This window comes from Brevundimonas sp. Br13 (assembly GCF_055391505.1).
The window spans coordinates 805,913-826,787 of record NZ_AP044008.1; the positions used below are offsets into that span (position 1 = coordinate 805,913).

Below are 20,875 nucleotides of genomic sequence, written 5' to 3' on the forward strand. Positions count from 1 at the left end.
CTGGGGATCAGGCTCCGAAACCGGCGGGCAGGGGCGCAGAACCCAGCGCCAGCCGCACGATGAAGAAGACGCTGGCGGCCGCCAGCACGAGAAGGACCAGGTTCAGCAGGCCCGTCAGGGCCTTGCGGGCGCCGACCTGGGGCACATAGTCCTCAAGGATGACCTTCCAGGCCAGGCTGAGGTAGCCGAACAGCAGCACAGCCGTGACCGCCATCAGGCCGGCGTTCAGCGGCCTGGCGAACCAGGTCATGACGGCGTCATAAGAGGCGCCCGCCAGGGTGAAGCCGGTCGAGGCGACCCAGACGCCCAGCGGCAGCAGCGCCGTCAGCAGCACCCGCTCGGCCAGCCATTCGCCGGCGCCGTGGTGCTCGGAAATCTTGACGTTGTTCTTGAACTTGGCGGCGCCGCTCACAGCGAAACCCTCCCGACAGCGAACAGAACGACCCAGAACAGGATCGCCAGGGGGATGGGCGCCCAGACCGCGATATTGGACAGGGTCGTCGCCGATTTGATCGTCAGGCCGTTGCCGGTGTCGTTGATCGTGTGGCGGGCGCCGTTCAGGATGAAGGAGAACAGGACCACCGTCAGGCCGAAGCCGACGAACAGGCCCAGCGGCGAGCCCGCCAGGGCCAAAGCCGTCTCATAAGTCTCCGGCCCGAAGGCCAGGGCGCCCAGCCAGGCGACGACGAAGACCAGGCCGACGGTGCCGGCGATCAGGGTCGCGCGGAACAGGATCGAGGCGGCCATGGTCACGTGCCAGCGCCAGATTCCCATATGGGGCGAGAGCGGGGTCAGATGGCGGTTGGGCTGGATGACGAAACGACCGGTTCGGTCGCCCGATGCAACCCCCGGGCTCTGATTGGGCTGAGTCATGCGAATGGTTCTCAAAAACGAATGAATTCAATCGCCGTGTGCGGTTGCGAAGGCTTTTGTGACCCCAGAACGGCGGTGTCAACGCACGGCGGCGCACAAGTCGAATTCTTGGGCCGTATTGGGCGTCTGTTTGTCGTGATCTTCGGGGTTTGTGCATGATCGCGCTCGATCGCTTGGCGAGATAGGGGATTTACGTCCCGGCCGTCGCCTCGGATGACGGCTCCGCCGGTCCAGGGCCTGACGACAAAGGTCTCTCGAAATCCGCGATCCGCCACCCTATATGTAGCGAATGAGCTCGAGCACGCCCCGCCCCGTTTTGCGCCTTCATCCCGCCTATCGCGATGACATCGGCGACCTGACCACACGCCGCCCCGTGCCCGGTCCGGGCCTGAATCAGGTCGATCCCTTCCTGTTCCTGAACCACCACGGGCCCCAGACCTATCCGCCGAACAACGCCGGCCTGCCGTTCGGCCCGCACCCGCATCGGGGGTTCGAGACCGTCACCTTCATCCTGGACGGCGAACTGGCCCACAACGACTCCGGCGGCGGCGAAAGCATCATCAAGGCGGGCGGGATCCAGTGGATGACCGCCGGCTCGGGCCTGATCCACGCTGAACTTTCGCCAGCCGACTTCAAACGCGACGGCGGACCGATGGAGATCCTGCAGCTGTGGGTGAACCTGCCGTCCCGGCTGAAGATGACCAAGCCCGACTATGTGGGGCTTCAGGCCGCCGACATTCCGACCTTCACCACCGAGGGCGGGGTCACGGTCGAGCCGGTCTCCGGCGAATGGCTGGGCGTCAAGGCGCCGATCCAGTCCCTGATCGACATCCATCTGGCCGTCGTCCGCCTGCCCGCCGGCGCCCGGTTCGAAGTCCCGGTCGCCCCCGGCCGCACTGTCTTCTTCTATGCGATCAAGGGCCAGGTCTCCGTCGCCGGAACCCCCGTGCCCGAATGGAACCTGGCCGGCCTGGGCGACGGCGATAGGGTCGAGGTCACGGCGGAGACAGACGCTGTCGTCCTGCTGGGCCACGCCGAACCGATCAAGGAGCCGGTCTTCAGCCACGGCCCCTTCGTCATGACCACCCGCGAAGAAATCATCCAGGCCATTGAGGACTACCAGTCCGGAAAGTTCGGCCCGCCGCCGCGGGGGTGAGGCGCATGAAACAGGGGCGGTTCACCGAACCGCCCCTTGCCGATCAGTAAGGCCAGTCGGGCGGCAGATACGGGCCCATGCCAGAGCACACAAAGGCAGGTGTCTCATCGTAATAGGGCGTCGGAATATAGGGCTTAAGCACATACACGTTGCCGCCGCCTTCGCCGCACGTATCCCAAGCGTAGCCAAGCACTTCCGTCTTTGCTGCGTCAGCATAGTAGACATAGGAATAGGCTACGAGGCTGGGATCCCAGGATTCCCGAACCAAGGCTTCGGCGGGGCCGAACGCCACCGTGGTCGCCCCGACGGCAGCGATGGCGATTGCGAGGTTTTGAACGCGTTTCATTTCAGTCCTCTCCAGAGGCGCGAAATTGCGCACGCTAAATATGCGTACAGATCAACCTCTAGTTCAATCTGTATATTGCCGCCGAAGCATCCCTTTCGGAGCCGCCAAACAGCGCGCGGATGATGCGTTCCCCGACAAAACCCTATATGACGCCGGTTCCTTAGCGACCGCCGAGCCGAAGACACGCCCAAATGCCCAGCCTGAACGAGATCCGCGCCACCTATCTGAACTTCTTCGCGGCCGACGGTCACGAGAAGGTTCACTCGGCGCCGCTGGTGCCGCAGAACGATCCGTCCCTGCTGTTCGTCAACGCCGGCATGGTGCCGTTCAAGGACTATTTCACCGGCGCGTCCAAGCCGCCCTATCCGCGCGCCACCAGTTCGCAGAAATGCGTCCGCGCCGGGGGCAAGCACAATGACCTGGACAATGTCGGCTACACCGCCCGCCACCTGACCTTCTTCGAGATGCTGGGTAACTTCTCCTTCGGCGACTATTTCAAGGAACACGCCATTGACCGGGCGTGGAAACTGGTGACCCAGGACTTCGATCTGGATCCCAAGCGCCTGCTGGTCACCGTCTATATCGATGACGACGAGGCCGCCGCCATCTGGAAGAAGGTCACCGGCTTCTCCGACGACAAGATCATCCGCATCGCCGGCTCGGACAATTTCTGGGCCATGGGCGACTCAGGCCCCTGCGGCCCCTGCACCGAGATCTTCTGGGACCACGGCGATAAGATCGCCGGCGGCCCTCCCGGCTCGCCGGATGAGGACGGCGACCGCTTCGTGGAGATCTGGAACAACGTCTTCATGCAGTTCGAGAAGGAGAACGACCAGATCGTTCGCAACCTTCCCAAGCCCAGCGTGGACACCGGCATGGGTCTGGAGCGGATGACCACCGTGCTCCAGGGCGTGCATTCAGTGTTCGAGACCGACCTGTTCAAGACCCTGATCGCGGCGTCCGAAGACGCCACCTCGACCAAGGCCGACGGCGAACAGGCCGCCAGCCACCGGGTGATCGCCGACCATCTGCGCTCCTCCTCCTTCCTGATCGCCGACGGCGTCACTCCGTCGAACGAAGGCCGGGGCTATGTGCTGCGCCGGATCATGCGGCGCGCCATGCGCCACGCCCACCTGCTGGGCGCCGCCGACCCGCTGATGCACCGCCTGGTCCCCACCTTGGTCGATCAGATGGGCGACGCCTATCCGGAACTGGCCCGCGCCCAGCCCTTCATCGAGGACACGCTGAAACAGGAAGAGGTCCGGTTCCGCACCACTCTCGGCCGAGGCATGGCCCTGTTCGACACGGCGGTTCAGGGCTTCAAGCCGGGCGACATGCTGGACGGCCAGACGGCCTTCACCCTGTCCGACACCTACGGCTTCCCGCTGGACCTGACCCAGGACGAGGCGCGTCGTCGCGGCTTTTCGGTCAATGTCGACGGGTTCGAGGCCGCCATGGCCGAACAGCGCCAGCGCTCGCGCGAGAACTGGAAGGGCTCGGGCCAGTCGGCCAACGCCGGCGAATGGCTGGCCGTGCGCGACCGCATGGGGCCGACCGTCTTCACCGGCTATGACTCTCTAGATGGTTCGGGCGAGGTCCTGGCCGTCATGAACGGCGGCGCGCCCGTCGAGGCGGCCGAGGCCGGCGAGATCGTCGAGGTCTTGCTCGATACGACCCCCTTCTACGCCGAAAGCGGCGGTCAGACGGGCGATCAGGGGACGCTGGAATGGCCGGGCGGAGAGGCCGAAGTTCTCGACGTCAAGAAGCACGCCGGCGACCTGCACGTTCTGTCGGTCCAGATCACGGCCGGCCGGCTGGAGATGGGCGCCCGCGTCGCCCAACTGGTGGACGCCGACAAGCGTATGACCACCCGCGCCAACCATTCGGCCGCTCACCTGCTGCACACGGCCCTGAAGAATGTGCTGGGCCCGGCGGTCGCCCAGAAGGGCCAGCTGGTCGATTCTGAGCGCGCACGCTTCGACTTCAGCCACGGCGCCCCCGTGACCGAGGACGAGCTGGCCGCCATCGAGGCCGAGGTCAACGCGGTCATCCGCCAGAACGTCCCGGCGGAGACCAAGCTGATGGCCCCCGCCGACGCCATCGCCGCCGGCGCCATCGCCCTGTTCGGCGAGAAATACGGCGACGAGGTCCGGGTGCTGACGCTGGGCCGGTCGCTGACCAGCGACAACGCCCCCTATTCGGTCGAACTCTGCGGCGGCACCCACGTCGCCCGCACCGGCGACATCGGCCTGTTCAAGATTGTTCAGGAGACCGGCGTCGCCGCCGGCGTCCGCCGTATCGAGGCCCTGACCGGCGAGGCGGCCCGCCTCTATCTGGAAGGTCAGGCCGGCGTGGCCCGCAAGCTGGCCCGCGACTTCAAGATCCAGACCCCCGACGTGCCCGCTCGGGTCGAGGCCCTTCAGGGTTCGGTCAAGACGCTGGAGAAACAGGTCGCCGAGCTGAAGAAGCAACTGGCCCTGGGCGGAGGTTCGGGCGGGTCATCCGCGCCGGAAGAGATCGGGGGGATCAAGCTGATGGCCCGCGTCCTGGACGGGGTGGACGGCAAGGGGCTGCGCGGCGTGGCCGAGGACTTCCGCAAACAGGTCGGAACCGGCGTTGTCGCCCTGATCGGCGTGACCGAGGGCAAGGCCGCCGTCACCGTCGCCGTGACCTGGGACCTGACGGACCGCGTCAACGCCGCCGCCCTGGCCCGCGCCGCCGTCCTCGCCATGGGCGGCCAGGGCGCCGGCGGCAAGCCCGACTTCGCCCAGGGCGGCGCCCCCGACGGCTCCAAGGCCGAAGACGGCCTCACCGCCGTCCGCGAGGCGCTGAAGGCCTGAGCATACCCCGACCCTCTCCCGCCTGCGGGAGAGGTGTCGCGTCGATCGCGAAGCGATCCAGCGACGGAGAGGGCGATCGCCGCGCCTAGCCCATCGGGTCCGGCGTCAGATCCACCCCCGCCAGTTTCCAGCTCAACGGCCCCCGCCGCTCCATGATCAGCACCAGGGGGTCGTCGGGTCGGTCGTCGCGGGTCAGGGTGACGGCGAACCGGTTGACGCCTCGATAGGCCCAGGACTGATGAATCCGCTCCTTCGGAGCCGCCGGCGTGTCGGCCGAGGGGACCGGTTTTTCGGGCCGGGGCTTGTCGCCCGACCGGACCATGGCGGCTACGCCCTCCGGCGTGACCAGGCCGTCCACGGCACCCTCGACCAGGGACGGGGCCAGCATCATGCCCAGGGCGGCCAGAGCCCGGTTCTCGCCGGTCCGGTCGCGAATCTCCATCGCCGCCCGGGCGTTCAGCTCGGCCTTCAGACTGGCCCTGAAGGCCGGGAAGTCCACCGTCTGCTCCAGGCCGGCCACATCCCCCATCCGCGCCGCGCGGATCAGCCTTTGGGCCGCCACGAAGGGCGAGATGAAACAGGCGACCAGGGCCAGTCCCAGAATGGCCGCGACCAGACCAATGGCGATCTTCTTCATGGGTGCTCCTTCAGTCGAAACGTCGAGACGGGCGGGATGTTGCGTCTAGGGTTTCGACGAGGGCTTGGCCGGTGCGGGCGCGGCGGGCGCCGCCCCATCGGGCAGGCCGATCTGGACCAACACCCATTCGAACGGCCCCCGCCGTTCAAAGGTGAAGACGGTGCGCGATCCGCCCTGGTCCTGAACCGCCATCCGCGCCCGGTTAACGCTCCAGAACACCGGCTGAGGCCAGGGCTTGGGTGTGTCCGCCGCCGCCGGGTGCGCAACCGCTCCGGACCAGTGACTGGCGTAGCGCCCCTCGCCCCGCGTCAGGGCCGAGATGGCCGCCGGGGTCAGATAGGCGTCCACGTCTGGGGCGTTGAGCACCGGGTTCCGTTCCATCTGGCGCCTTACCGCCCCGATCGGATCTTCGAGGAAGGAGGGGGCCGGCGCCTGAACCGCGCCGCTCAGCTGCGGCCGCAACGACTGGCGAACGGCCTGGAAGTCGATCAGCCGGGTCAGGCCCTGGACGTCGCCCGCCTCCGCCGCCGACCGGATTGCGAAAAAGCCCACCGCCGGCGCCGCAAAAAAGGCCGCGACCGCCGTCACGAGCGCCAGAACCACCAGATTGCCGAACAGCCGTTTCACGTCGCTTCACCCACCCTGGGCCCGATCATGCACGGCCCACCGGAGGACGCAACGAAAAGCCCCGCCGGACGGATCCGGCGGGGCTGTCTCTCTCTCTCTCTTGGTGTCCTACCGCGCTTCGCTCTGCTTGAGGACGGCTGTTGTCCTGCCGCGCTTTGCGCGGCTTCAGGATGCTCGCTGTCCTGCCGCGCTGACGGCTTGAGGACGGGCTCAGCCGACGTCCGGCAGGGCGGCCTTCAGGTTTTCGGCGACCTTGTCGAGGAAGCCCTCGGTGGTCAGCCAGCCCTGTTGATCGCCGACCAGCAGGGCCAGGTCCTTGGTCATGTCGCCCGACTCCACGGTCTCGACGACCACCTTCTCCAGGGTGTCGGCGAAGACGCCCAGGGCCTCGTTGCCGTCCAGCTTGGCGCGGTGTTTGAAGCCGCGGGTCCAGGCGAAGATCGAGGCGATCGAGTTGGTCGAGGTGGCCTCGCCCTTCTGGTGCTGGCGATAGTGACGGGTCACGGTGCCGTGGGCGGCTTCCGTCTCCAGCACCTTGCCGTCCGGCGTCATCAGGACCGAGGTCATCAGGCCCAGCGAGCCGAAGCCCTGGGCCACGACGTCCGATTGGACGTCGCCGTCGTAGTTCTTGCACGCCCAGACGAAGCCGCCCGACCACTTGATCGCGGCCGCGACCATGTCGTCGATCAGGCGGTGCTCATAGGTCAGGCCGCGCTTCTTGAACTCCTCGGCGTATTCGGCGTCGAACACCTCCTGGAAGATGTCCTTGAAGCGGCCGTCATAGGCTTTCAGGATCGTGTTCTTGGTCGACAGATAGACCGGATAGTTGCGCGCCAGGCCGTAGGCGAAGGAGGCGTGGGCGAAGTCGCGGATCGAGTCGTCCAGGTTGTACATGCCCATGGCGACGCCGGCGCCCGGCGACTTGAACACCTCATGCTCGATCACCTGGCCGTCGTCGCCGACGAACTTGATCGACAGGGTGCCGGCGCCCGGCATCAGGAAGTCGGTGGCCTTGTACTGGTCGCCGAAGGCGTGGCGGCCGACGACGATGGGCTGGGTCCAGCCCGGCACTAGGCGCGGCACGTTCGAGCAGATGATCGGCTCGCGGAAGACCACGCCGCCCAGGATGTTGCGGATGGTGCCGTTCGGCGACTTCCACATCTTCTTCAGGCCGAACTCCTTCACCCGGGCCTCGTCCGGGGTGATGGTGGCGCACTTCACGCCGACGCCGTGCTTCTGGATGGCGTGGGCCGCGTCGATCGTCACCTGATCGTCGGTGGCGTCGCGGTTCTCCATGCCCAGGTCGTAATAGTCCAGCTCGAGATCCAGGAACGGGAAGACCAGCTTGTCCTTGATCATCTGCCAGATGATGCGGGTCATTTCGTCGCCGTCGATGTCGACGATGGGGTTTTCGACCTTGATCTTGGCCATGCGTGCGGTCCGCCTGTGACTGTTGGGAAGGGAATGTCGTGGCGGCGGTATAGCGAGGCCAAGCGCCCGCGCAAACCCCGCCGCCCATCGTCGCCGCGCGGAATAACGCAGATCCCGCCTGAACCCTTTGGCGCGCCCGGACTTCTCTTTGGCTCAGCAACAGACACGGACGTCAGGATGACGGAGGAAGAGCGCCGACTGGTGGATCAGTGGATCATCACCTTCTGCGAGGCGCCGCCGGTGGTCGATGCGGAACTGATGCGCAGGCTGATCGCTGAGCAGGAAACGATGCAGCAGGAAGCGAAACCATGTCGGACAAGACATTCAAGGCCGGCGACAAGGTGAAATGGGACCACAGCCAGGGCGTGACGACCGGCAAGGTGGTCAAGAAGGTGACCTCCGAAACCAGGATCAAGGGCCACAAGGTTGCGGCCTCCGAGGACAATCCGGAGTATATCGTCGAAAGCGCCAAGACCGGCGCACGCGCGGCGCACAGGCCGTCGGAGTTGAAGAAGGCATGAAGCTGAACGCACTGTCGCGCGGCGTCCCCCTGTCCTCTCTTGTTCTGGCTGCGCTCGCCGTCGCCGGGTGCGGCGACAAGGATGCGGCCCAGGCGCCCCCTGCGACCAAGGCCGCCAGTCCGGCCGCGTCCGCTCTCGCCGCGCCGGTGCTGAAAATTCGCCCCGAGACCAAGTCCTTCCGCGACTGGCGCGCCACCTGCGGCAATGACGGGACCTGCTGGGCCTTCGGCTTCGCGCCCGAGTTCGCCGCAGGCTGGGTCCGTATCGCCCTGGCGCCCGGACCGGACGCCCAGCCGCAAATCCTCTTCGGCTACTGGCCCGACGGCGACGCCAAGGGCGCCAACCCCCTCGGCTTGACCATCGACGGCCGCGCTTATCCGGCCGCGCTCAGCGAGGCGAGCAACGCCGACGCGCCCATCGGCGAAATCCGCACTGGGGTCCGCGGCGCCCTTGACGCCCTTGCCCAGGGAAAGGTCATGACCATTCGCGGCGCCTCCACCCAGGAAGTCTCGCTGCACGGCGCCGCCGCCGCCCTGTTGTGGATCGACGAGAAACAGGGCCGTCTGGACACGCCCACCGCCCTGATCCGACGCGGCTCCCGTCCGGCCGCCCTCGTCCCGGTCGCGCCGCCGCTGCCGACCGTCACCCCCGCTCCGGCCGTGGACCAGTCGGGGTTCGGTGATCAGAACCAGCGTGTGCCCGCCGCGCTGCGCGCCCGCACCGAGGTCGGAAACTGCCTGAAAGAGTCCGCCATGCCCGCCGTCAGCGACATGGTCATGTCAGCCCGACTGGACGCGCGGACCGAGCTGTGGGGCGTGCCCTGCGGCGCAGGCGCCTATAACGTCACTCACAACTGGTATCTGACGGGGCCGGGCGGTCGCGATCCTCGTCCTGCGATCCTCACCGGAACGGAAGGCCCTGGCTCCGATCCGGTCATGCCCGACAACGCGACCGTCAACGGCGCCTATGATCCCAAGACCCGCACCCTGTCGGCCTTCGCCAAGGGGCGCGGTATCGGCGACTGCGGCGCGGCCCAGACTTGGGCCTGGACCGGGCAGGGCTTCACCCTGACGCAGGAAAGCGTCATGGGCGAATGCGCCGGCGTGCCGTCCGATCTGTGGCCCGTCGCCTGGCGCACGCGGTGAACGACCCGGAGGTTCTGATCATCGGCGCCGGTCCGGCCGGCCTGACGGCGGCGACCTATCTGGGCCGGTTTCGTCGGCGCACCCTGGTGGCGGACGGCGGCGCGCCTCGCGCCAGCTGGATTCCGCTCAGCCACAATATGCCGGGCTTTCCGGCGGGCGTCACTGGCGCGGGTATTCTGAAGCGGATGCGCGAACAGGCTGAAGAATACGGCGCCGTCATCACGCCGGGTCTTATCGATCGCCTGACCCACGACGGCGAGCGTTTCATCGCAGAGAGGGCTGGCCGATCTGTTCGCGCCCGCGCCGTTCTTCTGGCGACGGGAGTCGTCGATCATCATCCTGACTTGCCGGGCGTCGAAGCGGCGGTGCGCAGGGCGCTGGTCCGCATCTGTCCGATCTGCGACGGCTATGAGGCCGTCGGCAAGGCCGTCGCGATCATCGGCCAAAGCGACAAGGGCGCCCGTGAAGCCGCCTTCATGCGCACCTATTCCGATCGGGTGACACTGATCCACATCGGGCCGCCTCACGCGCTCAGCCGTCCTGACGAGCTGGAACGGCTCGGCGTCGAACTGATCCTGGCGCCGTTGGACTCGATCGACATCGAAAACGACCGGGTGACGGCCCTGAGCTATGGCGGCCAGAGCCGCGCCTTCGACCTCGTCTACTCCGCCTTGGGCGCGTCGCCCAACGCCGATCTGGCGAGGGGGCTCGGCGCCCGGCTGGCCGCCGACGGCCGGCTGGAAGTCGATCTGCATCAGGCCGCCAGCGTGCCCGGCCTCTACGCCGCCGGCGACGTGGTGCGCGGCCTCAACCAGATCGCCGTCGCCACCGCCGAGGCGGCCGTGGCCGCCACTGACATCCACAATCGCCTGCGCCGGATCGACGGGCTGACGGTCGCCGACTAGGGTCCCTTACTTAAGCCTGGGTCGCGATCCAGCCGTCCACGATCCGCTCCAGCACCGACAGGGGCACGCCCCCGGCGGCCAGGGCCGTGTCGTGGAAACCCTTCAGGTCGAACTTGGCCCCCAGGCTGGTCTTGGCCTTCTCGCGCAGGCGGACCCATTCATTGTGGCCGACCTTGTAGGCGCAGGCCTGGCCGGGCCAGCCGCAGTAACGTTCGACCTCGGACACCGCGGCCCCTTCCTGATCGCCATAGGCCTCCATCATGTACTGGATGCCCTGTTCGCGGCTCCAGCCCTTCGAGTGGATGCCGGTGTCCACCACCAGGCGCGCCGCGCGGAACATCAGGGACTGGACATAGCCGATCTGGCCGATCGGATCGTTTTCATAGGCGCCCAGTTCGTCGGCCAGCTGTTCGGCGTACAGACCCCAGCCTTCCACATAGCTGGAGAAGCCCAGCAGGTTCATATATTTGGGCGCCGCCTCGCTCTCCTGCTGCAGACTGATCTGCAGATGGTGGCCCGGCGCGGCCTCGTGATAGGTAAGGGTCGGCAGGGTCCAGGACGGCCATTCCGCCGTGTCCTTCAGATTGATCCAGTAGATGCCCGGCCGCGACCCATCCAGACTCGGCGAGTTGTAGTAGCCCATGGGCGCGCCAGCCTCGACCGCAGGCGGGACGCGCTTGATCTGGACCGAAGCCTTGGGCAGGCGGCCGAAGGCGCCGGGCAGACGGGCCTGCATGTCGGCCATCTGGGCGTTCAGCTTCTCGATCAGCTCGGCCTTGCCGGCGTCGGTGTTCGGATAGACGTATTTCGAATCCTGGCCGAGCGCGCGGATCCGTTCCGCCACGGCGCCCTGGGTCAGCCCCTGGGCCTTCAGCAGGGTGTCGGCGCGGGCGGTCAGCTCGGCCATCTGGGCGCGGCCGGTGCGGTGGATCTCGTCCGCCGTCAGCCGGGTGGTGGTGATGTAGCGCAGGCTGTTGGCGTAATATTGCTGGCCCTGCGGCAGGCGGCGAACCGAGGCCTCATGTCCGGCGCGCGGCAGGGCGGCCTTCAGCAGGGCGTTCTGGGCCGACAGGGCGGGATAGACCTTTTGGGTCAGCAGGGCCTCGACCTGGGCGCCCCAGTCGCCCGACAGGCCCTTGGCCTGCGTCCTGTCCACCACCGAGGCGACCATGGGCGAGGCGGCGGCGGCGGTGCTCAGAATCCCGTCCTGCTGGGCGATGGCCTTGGCCAGGATGAAGTCCGGCGGGATCACCCCCAGGGCGTAGTCCTCGCGCAGACGTTCGGTCTCGGCGGTCAGGACGTCGGCGAAGGCGGAGATGCGGGCCACATAGGCGTCGGCGTCCTCGGCCGTCTGGATCGTATGCTGGTTGGCCAGGAAGTCCGGCGTCGACTGATAGGCCCCGCCCTGCTGGCTGACGCGGTAGGGATTGGGCCAGCCGCCCTGGCCGTAGGGGATGGCGAAGGTGGCGATCACCCCGTCCAGATTATCGGCGATTGTGTCGTAGTAGATGCCGTCCTGGGCGTCCATGGACGACCGATCCAGAGCGCCGAGTGCGGCCCGCTGGGCTCTGGTGAAGGCGCGGAACTTCTCCTCGTTCTCCGGAGTCGGAACGGTCAACTGCGACTTGGCGGCGGCGCGCGCGCCGGCGTCCAGGCCGAAGGCGGTCACGGTTTCGGGACTGAGGTCCAGGGTCTGTTCGAAGGCCTGGTCCATGAAGGCGGCCAGGGCGGCCTTGGACTGGGCGGCGTCGCCGGCCGGGGCGTTCAGCGCAAACGCCTGCCCGTGGGCGGCGGCGAGACCCGCGCCCGCGGCGGCGGACAGAAGAAGGCGGCGACGGTCGATCATGGAAGGCCCCAGCGAATATGTCTGACCCCAATGGAGCGCCGGTCGTCTCGACCCGCAAGTGAAATCGCGGACAGGCGCAGACCACCTTCCCCCGCTTGCGGGGGAAGTGTCAGCTCGTAGAGAGCAGCGAGACGGTTGACGATGGGGGAAGTTCCGCTTCTGCAAGAAAGAAGACTTCCCCCTCCGACCCTGGTTCGCTTCGCGAACGCCGGGCCACCTCCCCCGCAAGCGGGAGAGGGTCTTGAAAGTCACCCCGCCGCCTTCACCGCCGCCGAAACCTCCGACACCACCCGCTTCACCAGGGCCGCGTCGTCGCCTTCCGCCATGACCCGGATCAGCTTCTCCGTGCCCGAGGGCCGCACCAGCAGCCGCCCCGAGCCGTTCAGCGCCGCCTCGGCCTCAGCGATCGCCGCCTTGACCTTCTCGTTCTCCAGCGGCTTTGCGGCGGTGAAGCGCACATTCTCCAGCTTCTGCGGCACCGGGTCGAACTGGCGGGCCAGTTCGCTCATCGGCTTGCCGGACTCGACCAGAACCGCCAGCACCTGCAGCGCCGCCATCAGGCCGTCGCCGGTAGTGGCGTGGTCGTGCAGGATGATGTGGCCCGACTGTTCGCCGCCGATGTTGAACCCGCCCTCGCGCATCCGCTCCATCACATAGCGGTCGCCGACCTTGGTCCGCTCCAGCGTCAGGCCCTCGGCCTTCAGCCGCCGCTCCAGTCCCAGGTTGGACATGACGGTGGCCACCACCCCGCCGCCCGCCAGCCGGCCGCGCCGGGCCCAGTCCAGGCCGACCAGGGCCATGATCTGGTCGCCGTCCACCACCTGGCCCTTCTCGTCGCAGATGATGACCCGGTCGGCGTCCCCGTCCAGGGCGATGCCGATATCGGCTCGGTATCGCTTGACCGCCTCGACCAGGGTTTGCGGATGGGTGGAGCCGCATTCGGCATTGATATTGGTCCCGTTCGGAGCCACCCCCACGGGGAAGACCTCGGCCCCCAGTTCGAACAGGGTGGTCGGGGCGACCTTGTAGCCGGCGCCGTTGGCGCAATCGACCGCGATGCGCAGGCCCTGTAGCGACAGCCGTTTCGGGAAGGCCTGTTTGGCGATCTCGATGTAGCGGGCCTGGGCGTCGTCGATCCGCTTGACCCGACCCAGCTTGTTCGACGGCGCCAGCCCCTGGTCCAGGCCGTCGTCCATCAGGGCCTCGATCTTCAGCTCGATCTCGTCGGACAGCTTGTAGCCGTCCGGCCCGAAGAGCTTGATCCCGTTGTCGGCGTAGTCGTTGTGCGAGGCCGAGATCATCACGCCCAGGTCGGCGCGCATCGAGCGCGTCAGCATGGCCACCCCCGGCGTCGGCACCGGGCCGAAGGTGCGCACGTCCATGCCCACTGAGGCGAAACCGGCGACCAGGGCCGGCTCGATCGTATAGCCCGACAGGCGCGTGTCCTTGCCGATCACCACCAGATGGCGGCGGTCGTCGCCGGTGCGGAACAGTTTCCCTGCGGCCAGACCCACGCGCAGCGCGACCTCGGCCGTCATCGGATAGGTGTTGGCGCGCCCGCGAATGCCGTCGGTGCCGAAATATTTCCTGTCGCCCAAGGCGTCGTCCTTCGTTTCGGGTAACGTTCCGAAACCCCATTTTTGATGCAGTCCGCCTTAAGATTGCCTAGACGGCGGGTGGGGTCTGATGCGTGGCTTAGCCCCGGATCGCTGCCAGTGCAAAGCGGCGCCCTTCTGTTTCCTTTCTCTTCGGAGTTCCCAGCGCATGTGCGGCATCATCGGCGTCACCGGCAATGGACCCGTCGTTCCCCGGCTGATCGACAGCCTGAAACGGCTGGAATACCGAGGCTATGACTCCGCCGGAGTCGCCGCCGTTGTGGACGGCGCGGTCGAGCGCCGGCGCGCCCAGGGCAAGATCCGCAATCTGGAAGCCGTCCTGGCCGAAGCGCCGCTGAAGGCCACGGTCGGCATCGGCCACACCCGCTGGGCCACCCACGGCGCGCCCACCACCGCCAACGCCCACCCGCACAAGGCCGGCCGCGTCACCCTGGTCCACAACGGCATCATCGAGAACTTCGCCGAGCTGAAGGCGGAACTGGCCGCAGAGGGCCATGTCTTCGAAAGCCAGACCGACACCGAGGTCATCGCCCACCTGCTGGACGCCGAGCTCAACACTGGTCGTAGCCCCCTGGAGGCGTTCAAGATCACTCTGGACCGTCTGACCGGCGCCTACGCCCTCGCGGTGCTGATCGACGGCGAGGACGATCTGATCCTGGGCGCCCGCCGCGGCAGCCCCCTGGTCGTCGGCTGGGGCGAGGATGAAATGTATCTGGGCTCTGACGCCCTGGCCGTGGGGCCCTTCACCCAGAAGATCTCCTACCTGGAAGAGGGCGACTATGTCGCCGTCACCCGAACCGGCGCCCAGATGTTCGACGTCGCCGGCAAGCCGGTCGAACGCGCCGTCGTCCAGGTCTCGGCCTCCTCGGCCATGGTCGAGAAGGGCGAATACCGCCACTTCATGGAGAAGGAGATCCATGAACAGCCCGACAGCGTCCAGCACACCCTGTCGGAATACCTCGATCTGGTGACCGGAAAGGCCAAGACGAACGCCATCGACTTCGCCGCCGTCGAGCGGATTCAGATCGTGGCCTGCGGCACCGCCTTCTACGCCGGCCAGATCGGTCGCTATGCCTTTGAAAGGCTGGCGGGCCTGCCCTGCGACGTCGAGATCGCCTCCGAGTTCCGCTACCGCTCGCCGGCAGTGTCGCCCAAGACCTTGGCCGTCGCCGTCAGCCAGTCGGGGGAGACCGCCGACACCCTGGCCAGCCTGACCTGGTGCAAGGCCCAGGGGCTGAAGACGGCCGCGGTGGTCAACGTCCACTCCTCCTCCATGGCGCGTGAGGCCGAGGTGCTGTGGCCCACCCATGCCGGGCCGGAGATCGGCGTCGCCTCGACCAAGGCCTTCACCGCCCAGGTCGCGGCCCTGCTGGCCCTGGCCGTCGCGGCGGGCGTGGCGCGTGGTCGGATCGACGCGGCCCAGGAGGCGGAACTGGTCAAGGCCCTGTTCGAAAGCCCTCGCCTGATCGCCGAAGCCCTGCGCATGGACGCCAGCATCCGCGCCGTGGTCCAGGATCTGGCCAAGGCCGACGACATCCTGTTCCTGGGCCGGGGCGCCATGTTCCCCCTGGCCATGGAGGGCGCTCTGAAGCTGAAGGAGATCAGCTATATCCACGCTGAGGGTTACGCCGCCGGCGAGCTGAAGCACGGCCCGATCGCCCTGATCGACGAGGAAACCCCGACCATCGCCCTGGCCCCCCTGGACGATGTGTTCGAAAAGACCGCCTCAAACCTGCAGGAAGTCGCCGCGCGCGGCGGCCCCGTAATCATGATCGCCCCGGAAAACGCCCCCGACCCGCACGGCGCCGGCATTCGCCGTATCCACGCCCCGGACTGCCACCCCCTGATCGCGCCCTTGGTTTACGCCGTGCCGATGCAGCTTCTGGCCTACTACACGGCCGTTCAGAAAGGCACGGACGTCGATCAGCCCCGCAATCTGGCCAAGTCCGTCACGGTGGAGTGACGCGCGGGGCGCGGGTCACACCGGTTCTCGCTGCAGACGCAGATAGGCGGGATCGAATTCCGCGATCGCGGCCAGCCGCGGCCAATCCAGGATTTCGACTTGGCCGCCGGTCCAGTTGACCAGGCCCTGGGCGCGCAACTCGGCGACCAGACGATTGATATGGACCGTCGACAGGCCCAGCATATCGCCTAGTACGGATTGCGTCAGTGGAAGCCTGAAGCTTCGGTCTTCCGCCTGTCCCACGACCTCAAGGCGCAAATAGAGTTCGCACAACAGATGGGCCAGGCCGCCGAGGCCGCTGCGGCGGCCGATGACGGCCAGCCACTGCCGGTGGATCGCCGCGTCGATCAAGGTGTCCAGCCACAGCAGTCGGGCCAGATGCGGGTGATTTTCCGTAAGGGCGATAAGTTCCGCGTGCGGCGCCTGGGCGATGACGCAGTCCGTCAGGGCCTGCACGCCGTGATCCATCTGCTTCATCAGCAGGCTGTGCAGATCGACGAAGTCGCCATCGACATTGATCTCGGTGATCTGCCGGCCGCCGTCGGCGAGGGACACATGGCGCGCTGCGAAGCCGCTAATCAGAAGGGTGCTGTGGGTCGGATGGCCGTGGCGCTGGACGAAGTCCGCCCCGCTGCGGACCTCCCTCGGCGGACCGAGCACCTTGTCCAGGGCGGCGATCTCCTCGGGCGACAGCCGGTCGCGAAGCGCCAGCTTATCGACCAGGGTTCTTATGGTCGGATCGGTTGGGACGGCGTTCATTCGTCGGCGTCCGCCAAGGCCCAACCCTGGGGGGCCTCTTGGGACGCCTTGGCCGTAACGCTGACCACCGTCACGCCCTCTGCATCGGTGACGATGACGCTGAAGACGCCCGTGTCCCAAAATCCGGCGCTGCGATAGCGCAGAATTTCCCCCAGGATCGTGACCGCCTCCTCTCGTGCGGCGTCGACGTTCGGCAGGTCCTCGCCCTGGTCGTCGCGAATGCGGTCCCCGTTCTGGGTATGAAAGAAATAGCGCGGCAACCCCACCTCCAGCAGCAGACCTGCAAGAAGCGACGATCGGCCGGATTGGTTCAGCCTTTTTAGATTTCCTGATTAAAGGCGCCGATCTCGGAATAGGCGGCCAGGCGCGGCTTGATCTCCTTGCGGAACAGGTCGCGCATGTCGTCTTCTGAGCGCATGCTCTCGACCACCACGACCAGCTCCGGCTTGTTGGACGAGGCGCGGACCAGGACCCAGGAGCCGTCCTCCAGGTGCACCCGCACCCCGTTGACGGTGATGGCCTCGACGATCTTGCGCCCCAGGATCTCGCCGCCCGCTGCAGCCAGATCGGCGTATTCCTTCACGATCCGCTCCAGCACCCCGTACTTCAGCTCGTCGTCGCAATGGGGCGACATGGTCAGGCTGGTCCAGGCGTCGGGCAGGGCGGCCTTCAGCTCGCTGAGCTTCTTGCCGGGATTGCGGTCCAGCATGGCCAGGACTGCGCCTGCCGCCACCAGGCCGTCGTCATAGCCGTAGCCCAGGTCGCCGGCCATGAAGAAGTGGCCTGACTTCTCGAACCCGGCCAGGGCGCCCAGTTCGGCCGTCTTGCGCTTGATGTAGGAATGGCCGGTCTTCCAATAGACCACCTCGGCGCCGTTGGCCTTGAGGATCTCGTCGGTCTTGTAGAGGCCGGTCGACTTCACATCGACGACGAAGGTGCTGTTCGGGTGGACCTTGGACAGGTCGCGCGCCAGCATCAGGCCGATCTTGTCGGCGAAGATCTCCTCGCCCGTGTCATCGACCACGCCGCAGCGATCCCCGTCGCCGTCGAAGCCCAGGGCCAGGTCGGCGCCGGTCTCCTTCACCCGCTCAGCCATCTGCACCAGCATGGCGTGGTCTTCCGGGTTCGGATTGTATTTGGGGAAGGTGTAGTCGAGGTCTGTGTCCATCTCGATCACCTCGACGCCCATCCGGCGCAGGGCGTCGGGCGCGAAGGTGCCGGCCGTGCCGTTGCCGCAGGCGCACACCACCTTCAGCGGCCGCTTGATCTGAACCTTGGAGGCCACGTCGGCGACATAGGTCTCCCGGAAGTCCTCGACCCGGACGAGTTTGCCGTTCGGTCGCGCCACGCCCTCGCCGTTCAGCACGATCTGTTTCAGCCGCCCCATCTCGTCGGGGCCGAAGGTCAGGGGCTTGTTCGCGCCCATCTTCACCCCGGTCCAGCCGTTCTCGTTGTGGCTGGCGGTGACCATGGCCACGCAGGGCGCCTTGAGGGCGAACTGGCCGAAATAGGCCATCGGCGATAGGGCCAGACCAACGTCCAGGACCTCCATCCCGCCTTCCAACAGGCCGATGATCAGGGCCTGTTTGACGCTGAGGCTGTAGCCGCGGAAATCATGGCCGACGACGATCTTCGGCGCCACGCCGATCTCGTGGACATAGGTCGCCAGCCCCAACCCCAAGGCCTGAATCCCCAGAAGATTGATTTCCTTTTCCAGAATCCAGCGCGCGTCGTATTCGCGAAATCCCGTCGGCTTCACCAAGGGTTCTGTTTCATAGGCGGCCGTGTTCGGCTTCAGGTCCTGGCGGGGCTTGAGCATGGAGCGTCCTTGAAGGCGTAAGTTTATCGGTGGTGAGAGTTGCCGGCCGCGCAGAGCTAAGCGGCGGCGCGTTTGCGGATTCGGGCGATGCGGCGCAGGCGTCGCCAGAAACGGCCGCGTTCGGGCTCAGGATAGGCCTGCAGATTCTCCACGAACTGCTCGGCCGAAGCCCGCCAGCTGAACTTCTGCGCATAGGCCCGGACCGTCCCCCGATCCAGATCAAGGCATTTCAGGCAGGCGGTCTTCAGATCGTCGTCGATCACCCCGGCGTTTGACCCGGGAATGATGTCGATCGGCCCGTGGGCGGGATAGGCGGCGACCGGCGTGCCCGCCGCCATGGCCTCCAGGATCACCAGGCCGAAGGTGTCGGTCCAGCTGGGGAAGACGAAGACGTCGGCGTCCCGGAAGCACCGAGCCAGTTCGCCGCCGAAGCGCGCGCCCAGGAATTTGGCCTCGGGGTATTTTTCCTGAAGTTCCGCGCGCGCGGGGCCGTCGCCGACGATGATCTTGGTGCCGGGCAGATCCAGCTCCAGGAAGGCCTCGATATTCTTCTCAACCGCCACCCGGCCGACGTTCAGGAAGAAGGGGCGGGGCCAGTCCTTTGCGCCCATCTCCTCATAGATGGGCTCGAGGTCGGGCCGGAACACCTCGGTGTCCACGCCGCGCGACCAGGGCGAAACGTTCTTGAAGCCGTGCTCGACCAGTTCGTCACGCAAGGTCGGGGTCGCCACCATCAGACGGCCCGACGGCTTGTGGAACCACTTCATATAGGCGTAGCCGACCTGGACCGGGATCGGGAAACGCGCCGACACATATTCCGGGAATTTGGTATGGTAGCTGGTGGTGAAGGGCAGTTTCCATTCCACGCATATGCGGCGCGTGGCGATGCCGATCGGCCCCTCTGTGGCGATATGGACGGCCTCCGGCTCGAAGGCCCGCAGTATTTCGCGGATTTCTTCCTCGGCCCCCAGCGCCAGTCGGATTTCCGGATAGGTGGGGCAGGGGATGGTCTTGAACAGGCTGGGCTCGATGACCTCTACCTCATGGCCCATGCCGCGGCATTCCGCGACCGTGCGGGTCAGGGTGCGGACGACGCCGTTGACCTGAGGTTCCCAGGCGTCGGTGGCCAGAACGATGCGCATGGAGGCGGGCGGACCCTGAGCCGTTGAGTAAGAGCGGAACTTCTAGACGGTTCGAATGACGATGGCGAGACTGCAGAGGTCGCTACGCCGTCATTTGGTCAGTTGGCGACGAATGTGAGCCGCGCAGTCGGCACCCAAATTAGACGTGGATTTGCGACAGTGAATCTGGCTCGTGCAGAGTAAGGATGGTTGCCAAACATTCAGGGGCGCCGCGCCCGACCGCAATCTATGCCTATTCTACAGACAGTATCTAGCTATTTGCAGTTGTTTGATCTGTGTCAATCAGCTAAGCGGCCAAATTAGCCGAGGGGCGGGGTTGGGATCAGACGCCTGATCCGCATTTGAGCCGGAAAGCGCTATGAAAAAATCGTTGAAGTCATTGTTCCGGGCGCGAGGCTCGAAAAGAGTTGTCGAACGTAATTTGGCTACCGATAGGCCTTATTTTTACCTTGGAGAAGGTCTGGCTCTGACGAGACTTAAGAGTGGTCATTACATTTATGTTGATCCGCTTGAGGAGAGCGTATGCGCGCATCTCATTGCTCACGGAACTTGGGAGCCTTGGATTCAGAGAGTCGTATTGAGTTTACTCAGGCCTGGCGATCATGTCGTGGAGGTCGGTGGACACGTAGGATTCTACACGCTTGAGATGGCTCACCGGGTAGGGCGGCAGGGAAGCGTTCTCACTTTTGAAGCCAATCCAAGGCTTGCAACTCTATCCGCTCGATCAGTCAGATTGAACGGCTATGCGCCATGGGTGCAAATCGTTCAAAAGGCCGCAAGTGATGCTTCCGGTCTCGTCCGCTTTTCGACATCCAGGCAATACGGGGGTGGCGGCCACATTTACGTCGGAGAAAACACGCTTGGTAATGACACGCAGGTGCTCGAGGTGGAAACCGTTCGGTTAGATGATCTCAACCTGCCGACTGTCCGATTGCTGCGCATTGATGCCGAAGGCTCAGAACCCTTGATCCTGGGCGGCGCGGAAAATCTCTTAAGGCAGCCGGATATTATTCTCTGTATCGAGTGGGACGTAGTGCAGATGCGTTCGAGAGCTGACCCCCAAAAGTTCGCGGATCGTCTCAGCCAAATGGGGTTCAAATTTTGGCGGATTTCTGTTTCGTCTGAAATTGTGCCTGTCGAGTGTAATCAACTGGGTAATTTGAGCGCTTGTGATCTTGTGATTGCTCGATCAGAGCCAGTCATAATATCCTAGGTTTTATCTGGCGGGTTTATGTTTTCCTATTTCATA

Annotated in this window: 19 protein-coding genes; 7 read left to right on the plus strand and 12 right to left on the minus strand. The window is 66.0% G+C overall.

The window, feature by feature from the left end; all coding sequences use genetic code 11:
- Positions 1–7: 7 nt before the first annotated feature.
- Entirely contained in the window at positions 8–412 is a 405-nt protein-coding gene (gene sdhD / locus ACZ5M6_RS03935) for a succinate dehydrogenase, hydrophobic membrane anchor protein (RefSeq protein ID WP_191554881.1), read from the minus strand.
- Complete coding sequence (gene sdhC, locus ACZ5M6_RS03940; protein ID WP_464159724.1) at positions 409–873, minus strand: succinate dehydrogenase, cytochrome b556 subunit; 465 nt, start codon at positions 871–873, stop codon at positions 409–411. Before sdhC ends, sdhD begins: the two co-directional genes overlap by 4 nt.
- Positions 874–1,162: 289 nt before the next feature.
- On the opposite strand from sdhC, the gene ACZ5M6_RS03945 reads away from it, so the two are divergent.
- A complete protein-coding gene (locus ACZ5M6_RS03945) occupies positions 1,163–2,029 on the plus strand; it encodes a pirin family protein (RefSeq protein WP_464159725.1) in 867 nt (288 codons plus the stop codon).
- Positions 2,030–2,072: 43 nt separating this feature from the next.
- On the opposite strand, the gene ACZ5M6_RS03950 is transcribed toward ACZ5M6_RS03945, so the two are convergent.
- The gene (locus ACZ5M6_RS03950) at positions 2,073–2,375 is read right to left on the minus strand and encodes a hypothetical protein (RefSeq protein ID WP_152949374.1); all 303 of its coding nucleotides are present in this window, start codon (positions 2,373–2,375) and stop codon (positions 2,073–2,075) included.
- Between the two features lie 191 nt (positions 2,376–2,566).
- Between ACZ5M6_RS03950 and alaS the strand changes: the two genes are divergently transcribed.
- On the plus strand, positions 2,567–5,215 hold the full coding sequence (gene alaS / locus ACZ5M6_RS03955; RefSeq protein ID WP_464159726.1) for an alanine--tRNA ligase: 2,649 nt from the start codon (positions 2,567–2,569) through the stop codon (positions 5,213–5,215).
- 85 nt (positions 5,216–5,300) lie between these two features.
- Here alaS and ACZ5M6_RS03960 read toward each other — a convergent pair whose 3' ends face one another.
- The 3 genes from ACZ5M6_RS03960 to ACZ5M6_RS03970 all read right to left on the minus strand — a co-directional run bounded on the left by ACZ5M6_RS03960 (position 5,301) and on the right by ACZ5M6_RS03970 (position 7,910).
- Positions 5,301–5,852, minus strand: coding sequence for a DUF2939 domain-containing protein (locus ACZ5M6_RS03960; protein WP_054764569.1), 552 nt, complete (start codon positions 5,850–5,852; stop codon positions 5,301–5,303).
- Positions 5,853–5,897: 45 nt separating this feature from the next.
- Positions 5,898–6,479: a DUF2939 domain-containing protein gene (locus ACZ5M6_RS03965; RefSeq protein WP_464159727.1), complete on the minus strand. Its 582-nt coding sequence runs from the start codon at positions 6,477–6,479 to the stop codon at positions 5,898–5,900.
- 210 nt (positions 6,480–6,689) lie between these two features.
- On the minus strand, positions 6,690–7,910 hold the full coding sequence (locus tag ACZ5M6_RS03970) for an NADP-dependent isocitrate dehydrogenase (protein ID WP_183216134.1): 1,221 nt from the start codon (positions 7,908–7,910) through the stop codon (positions 6,690–6,692).
- A 308-nt stretch (positions 7,911–8,218) separates the two neighbouring features.
- Between ACZ5M6_RS03970 and ACZ5M6_RS03975 the strand changes: the two genes are divergently transcribed.
- Genes ACZ5M6_RS03975 through ACZ5M6_RS03985 form a run of 3 tightly spaced genes read left to right on the plus strand, consistent with a single transcriptional unit; the run spans position 8,219 to position 10,481 of the window.
- Complete coding sequence (locus tag ACZ5M6_RS03975; RefSeq protein ID WP_183216132.1) at positions 8,219–8,431, plus strand: hypervirulence associated TUDOR domain-containing protein; 213 nt, start codon at positions 8,219–8,221, stop codon at positions 8,429–8,431.
- Positions 8,428–9,576, plus strand: a complete 1,149-nt coding sequence (locus ACZ5M6_RS03980; protein WP_464159728.1) for a DUF1176 domain-containing protein — start codon at positions 8,428–8,430, stop codon at positions 9,574–9,576. The genes ACZ5M6_RS03975 and ACZ5M6_RS03980 overlap by 4 nt, the downstream gene beginning before the upstream one ends.
- Positions 9,573–10,481: an NAD(P)/FAD-dependent oxidoreductase gene (locus tag ACZ5M6_RS03985; RefSeq protein WP_263596137.1), complete on the plus strand. Its 909-nt coding sequence runs from the start codon at positions 9,573–9,575 to the stop codon at positions 10,479–10,481. The genes ACZ5M6_RS03980 and ACZ5M6_RS03985 overlap by 4 nt, the downstream gene beginning before the upstream one ends.
- 10 nt (positions 10,482–10,491) lie before the next feature.
- Here the strand turns inward: ACZ5M6_RS03985 and ACZ5M6_RS03990 are convergent, their stop codons facing one another.
- Both ACZ5M6_RS03990 and glmM read right to left on the minus strand, forming a co-directional pair.
- Positions 10,492–12,327: a DUF885 domain-containing protein gene (locus tag ACZ5M6_RS03990; RefSeq protein ID WP_464159729.1), complete on the minus strand. Its 1,836-nt coding sequence runs from the start codon at positions 12,325–12,327 to the stop codon at positions 10,492–10,494.
- 248 nt (positions 12,328–12,575) lie between these two features.
- Positions 12,576–13,925 (minus strand): phosphoglucosamine mutase, encoded by a 1,350-nt coding sequence (gene glmM / locus ACZ5M6_RS03995; RefSeq protein ID WP_082382587.1) that lies wholly within the window; start codon positions 13,923–13,925, stop codon positions 12,576–12,578.
- Positions 13,926–14,091: 166 nt separating this feature from the next.
- Between glmM and glmS the strand changes: the two genes are divergently transcribed.
- Positions 14,092–15,906 carry a glutamine--fructose-6-phosphate transaminase (isomerizing) gene (gene glmS, locus ACZ5M6_RS04000; protein ID WP_152949383.1) on the plus strand — a complete coding sequence of 605 codons (1,815 nt, stop codon included), beginning with the start codon at positions 14,092–14,094 and terminating at the stop codon, positions 15,904–15,906.
- Between the two features lie 15 nt (positions 15,907–15,921).
- Here glmS and ACZ5M6_RS04005 read toward each other — a convergent pair whose 3' ends face one another.
- Genes ACZ5M6_RS04005 through ACZ5M6_RS04020 form a run of 4 tightly spaced genes read right to left on the minus strand, consistent with a single transcriptional unit; the run spans position 15,922 to position 19,626 of the window.
- Positions 15,922–16,665, minus strand: coding sequence for a Crp/Fnr family transcriptional regulator (locus ACZ5M6_RS04005; RefSeq protein WP_182713353.1), 744 nt, complete (start codon positions 16,663–16,665; stop codon positions 15,922–15,924).
- Positions 16,662–16,925 (minus strand): DUF6894 family protein, encoded by a 264-nt coding sequence (locus ACZ5M6_RS04010; protein WP_054764577.1) that lies wholly within the window; start codon positions 16,923–16,925, stop codon positions 16,662–16,664. The genes ACZ5M6_RS04005 and ACZ5M6_RS04010 overlap by 4 nt, the downstream gene beginning before the upstream one ends.
- 59 nt (positions 16,926–16,984) lie before the next feature.
- On the minus strand, positions 16,985–18,484 hold the full coding sequence (locus ACZ5M6_RS04015) for a phosphomannomutase/phosphoglucomutase (RefSeq protein WP_464159730.1): 1,500 nt from the start codon (positions 18,482–18,484) through the stop codon (positions 16,985–16,987).
- Between the two features lie 56 nt (positions 18,485–18,540).
- Positions 18,541–19,626 carry a glycosyltransferase family 4 protein gene (locus ACZ5M6_RS04020; protein ID WP_464159731.1) on the minus strand — a complete coding sequence of 362 codons (1,086 nt, stop codon included), beginning with the start codon at positions 19,624–19,626 and terminating at the stop codon, positions 18,541–18,543.
- A 358-nt stretch (positions 19,627–19,984) separates the two neighbouring features.
- Here ACZ5M6_RS04020 and ACZ5M6_RS04025 point away from each other — a divergent pair, with 358 nt between their 5' ends.
- The gene (locus ACZ5M6_RS04025) at positions 19,985–20,839 is read left to right on the plus strand and encodes an FkbM family methyltransferase (protein ID WP_082382588.1); all 855 of its coding nucleotides are present in this window, start codon (positions 19,985–19,987) and stop codon (positions 20,837–20,839) included.
- Positions 20,840–20,875: the final 36 nt, after the last annotated feature.

What these genes read in the sequence shown, in the direction of transcription:
- alaS (WP_464159726.1), top strand. Translation starts at nt 2,567, where the DNA reads ATGCCCAGCCTGAACGAGATCCGCGCCACCTATCTGAACTTCTTCGCG.
- ACZ5M6_RS03960 (WP_054764569.1), bottom strand. Translation starts at nt 5,852, where the DNA reads ATGAAGAAGATCGCCATTGGTCTGGTCGCGGCCATTCTGGGACTGGCC.
- ACZ5M6_RS03950 (WP_152949374.1), bottom strand. Translation starts at nt 2,375, where the DNA reads ATGAAACGCGTTCAAAACCTCGCAATCGCCATCGCTGCCGTCGGGGCG.
- glmS (WP_152949383.1), top strand. Translation starts at nt 14,092, where the DNA reads ATGTGCGGCATCATCGGCGTCACCGGCAATGGACCCGTCGTTCCCCGG.
- ACZ5M6_RS03980 (WP_464159728.1), top strand. Translation starts at nt 8,428, where the DNA reads ATGAAGCTGAACGCACTGTCGCGCGGCGTCCCCCTGTCCTCTCTTGTT.
- ACZ5M6_RS03945 (WP_464159725.1), top strand. Translation starts at nt 1,163, where the DNA reads ATGAGCTCGAGCACGCCCCGCCCCGTTTTGCGCCTTCATCCCGCCTAT.
- ACZ5M6_RS04005 (WP_182713353.1), bottom strand. Translation starts at nt 16,665, where the DNA reads ATGAACGCCGTCCCAACCGATCCGACCATAAGAACCCTGGTCGATAAG.
- ACZ5M6_RS04025 (WP_082382588.1), top strand. Translation starts at nt 19,985, where the DNA reads ATGAAAAAATCGTTGAAGTCATTGTTCCGGGCGCGAGGCTCGAAAAGA.
- ACZ5M6_RS03975 (WP_183216132.1), top strand. Translation starts at nt 8,219, where the DNA reads ATGTCGGACAAGACATTCAAGGCCGGCGACAAGGTGAAATGGGACCAC.
- ACZ5M6_RS04020 (WP_464159731.1), bottom strand. Translation starts at nt 19,626, where the DNA reads ATGCGCATCGTTCTGGCCACCGACGCCTGGGAACCTCAGGTCAACGGC.
- sdhC (WP_464159724.1), bottom strand. Translation starts at nt 873, where the DNA reads ATGACTCAGCCCAATCAGAGCCCGGGGGTTGCATCGGGCGACCGAACC.
- ACZ5M6_RS03990 (WP_464159729.1), bottom strand. Translation starts at nt 12,327, where the DNA reads ATGATCGACCGTCGCCGCCTTCTTCTGTCCGCCGCCGCGGGCGCGGGT.
- ACZ5M6_RS04015 (WP_464159730.1), bottom strand. Translation starts at nt 18,484, where the DNA reads ATGCTCAAGCCCCGCCAGGACCTGAAGCCGAACACGGCCGCCTATGAA.
- ACZ5M6_RS03970 (WP_183216134.1), bottom strand. Translation starts at nt 7,910, where the DNA reads ATGGCCAAGATCAAGGTCGAAAACCCCATCGTCGACATCGACGGCGAC.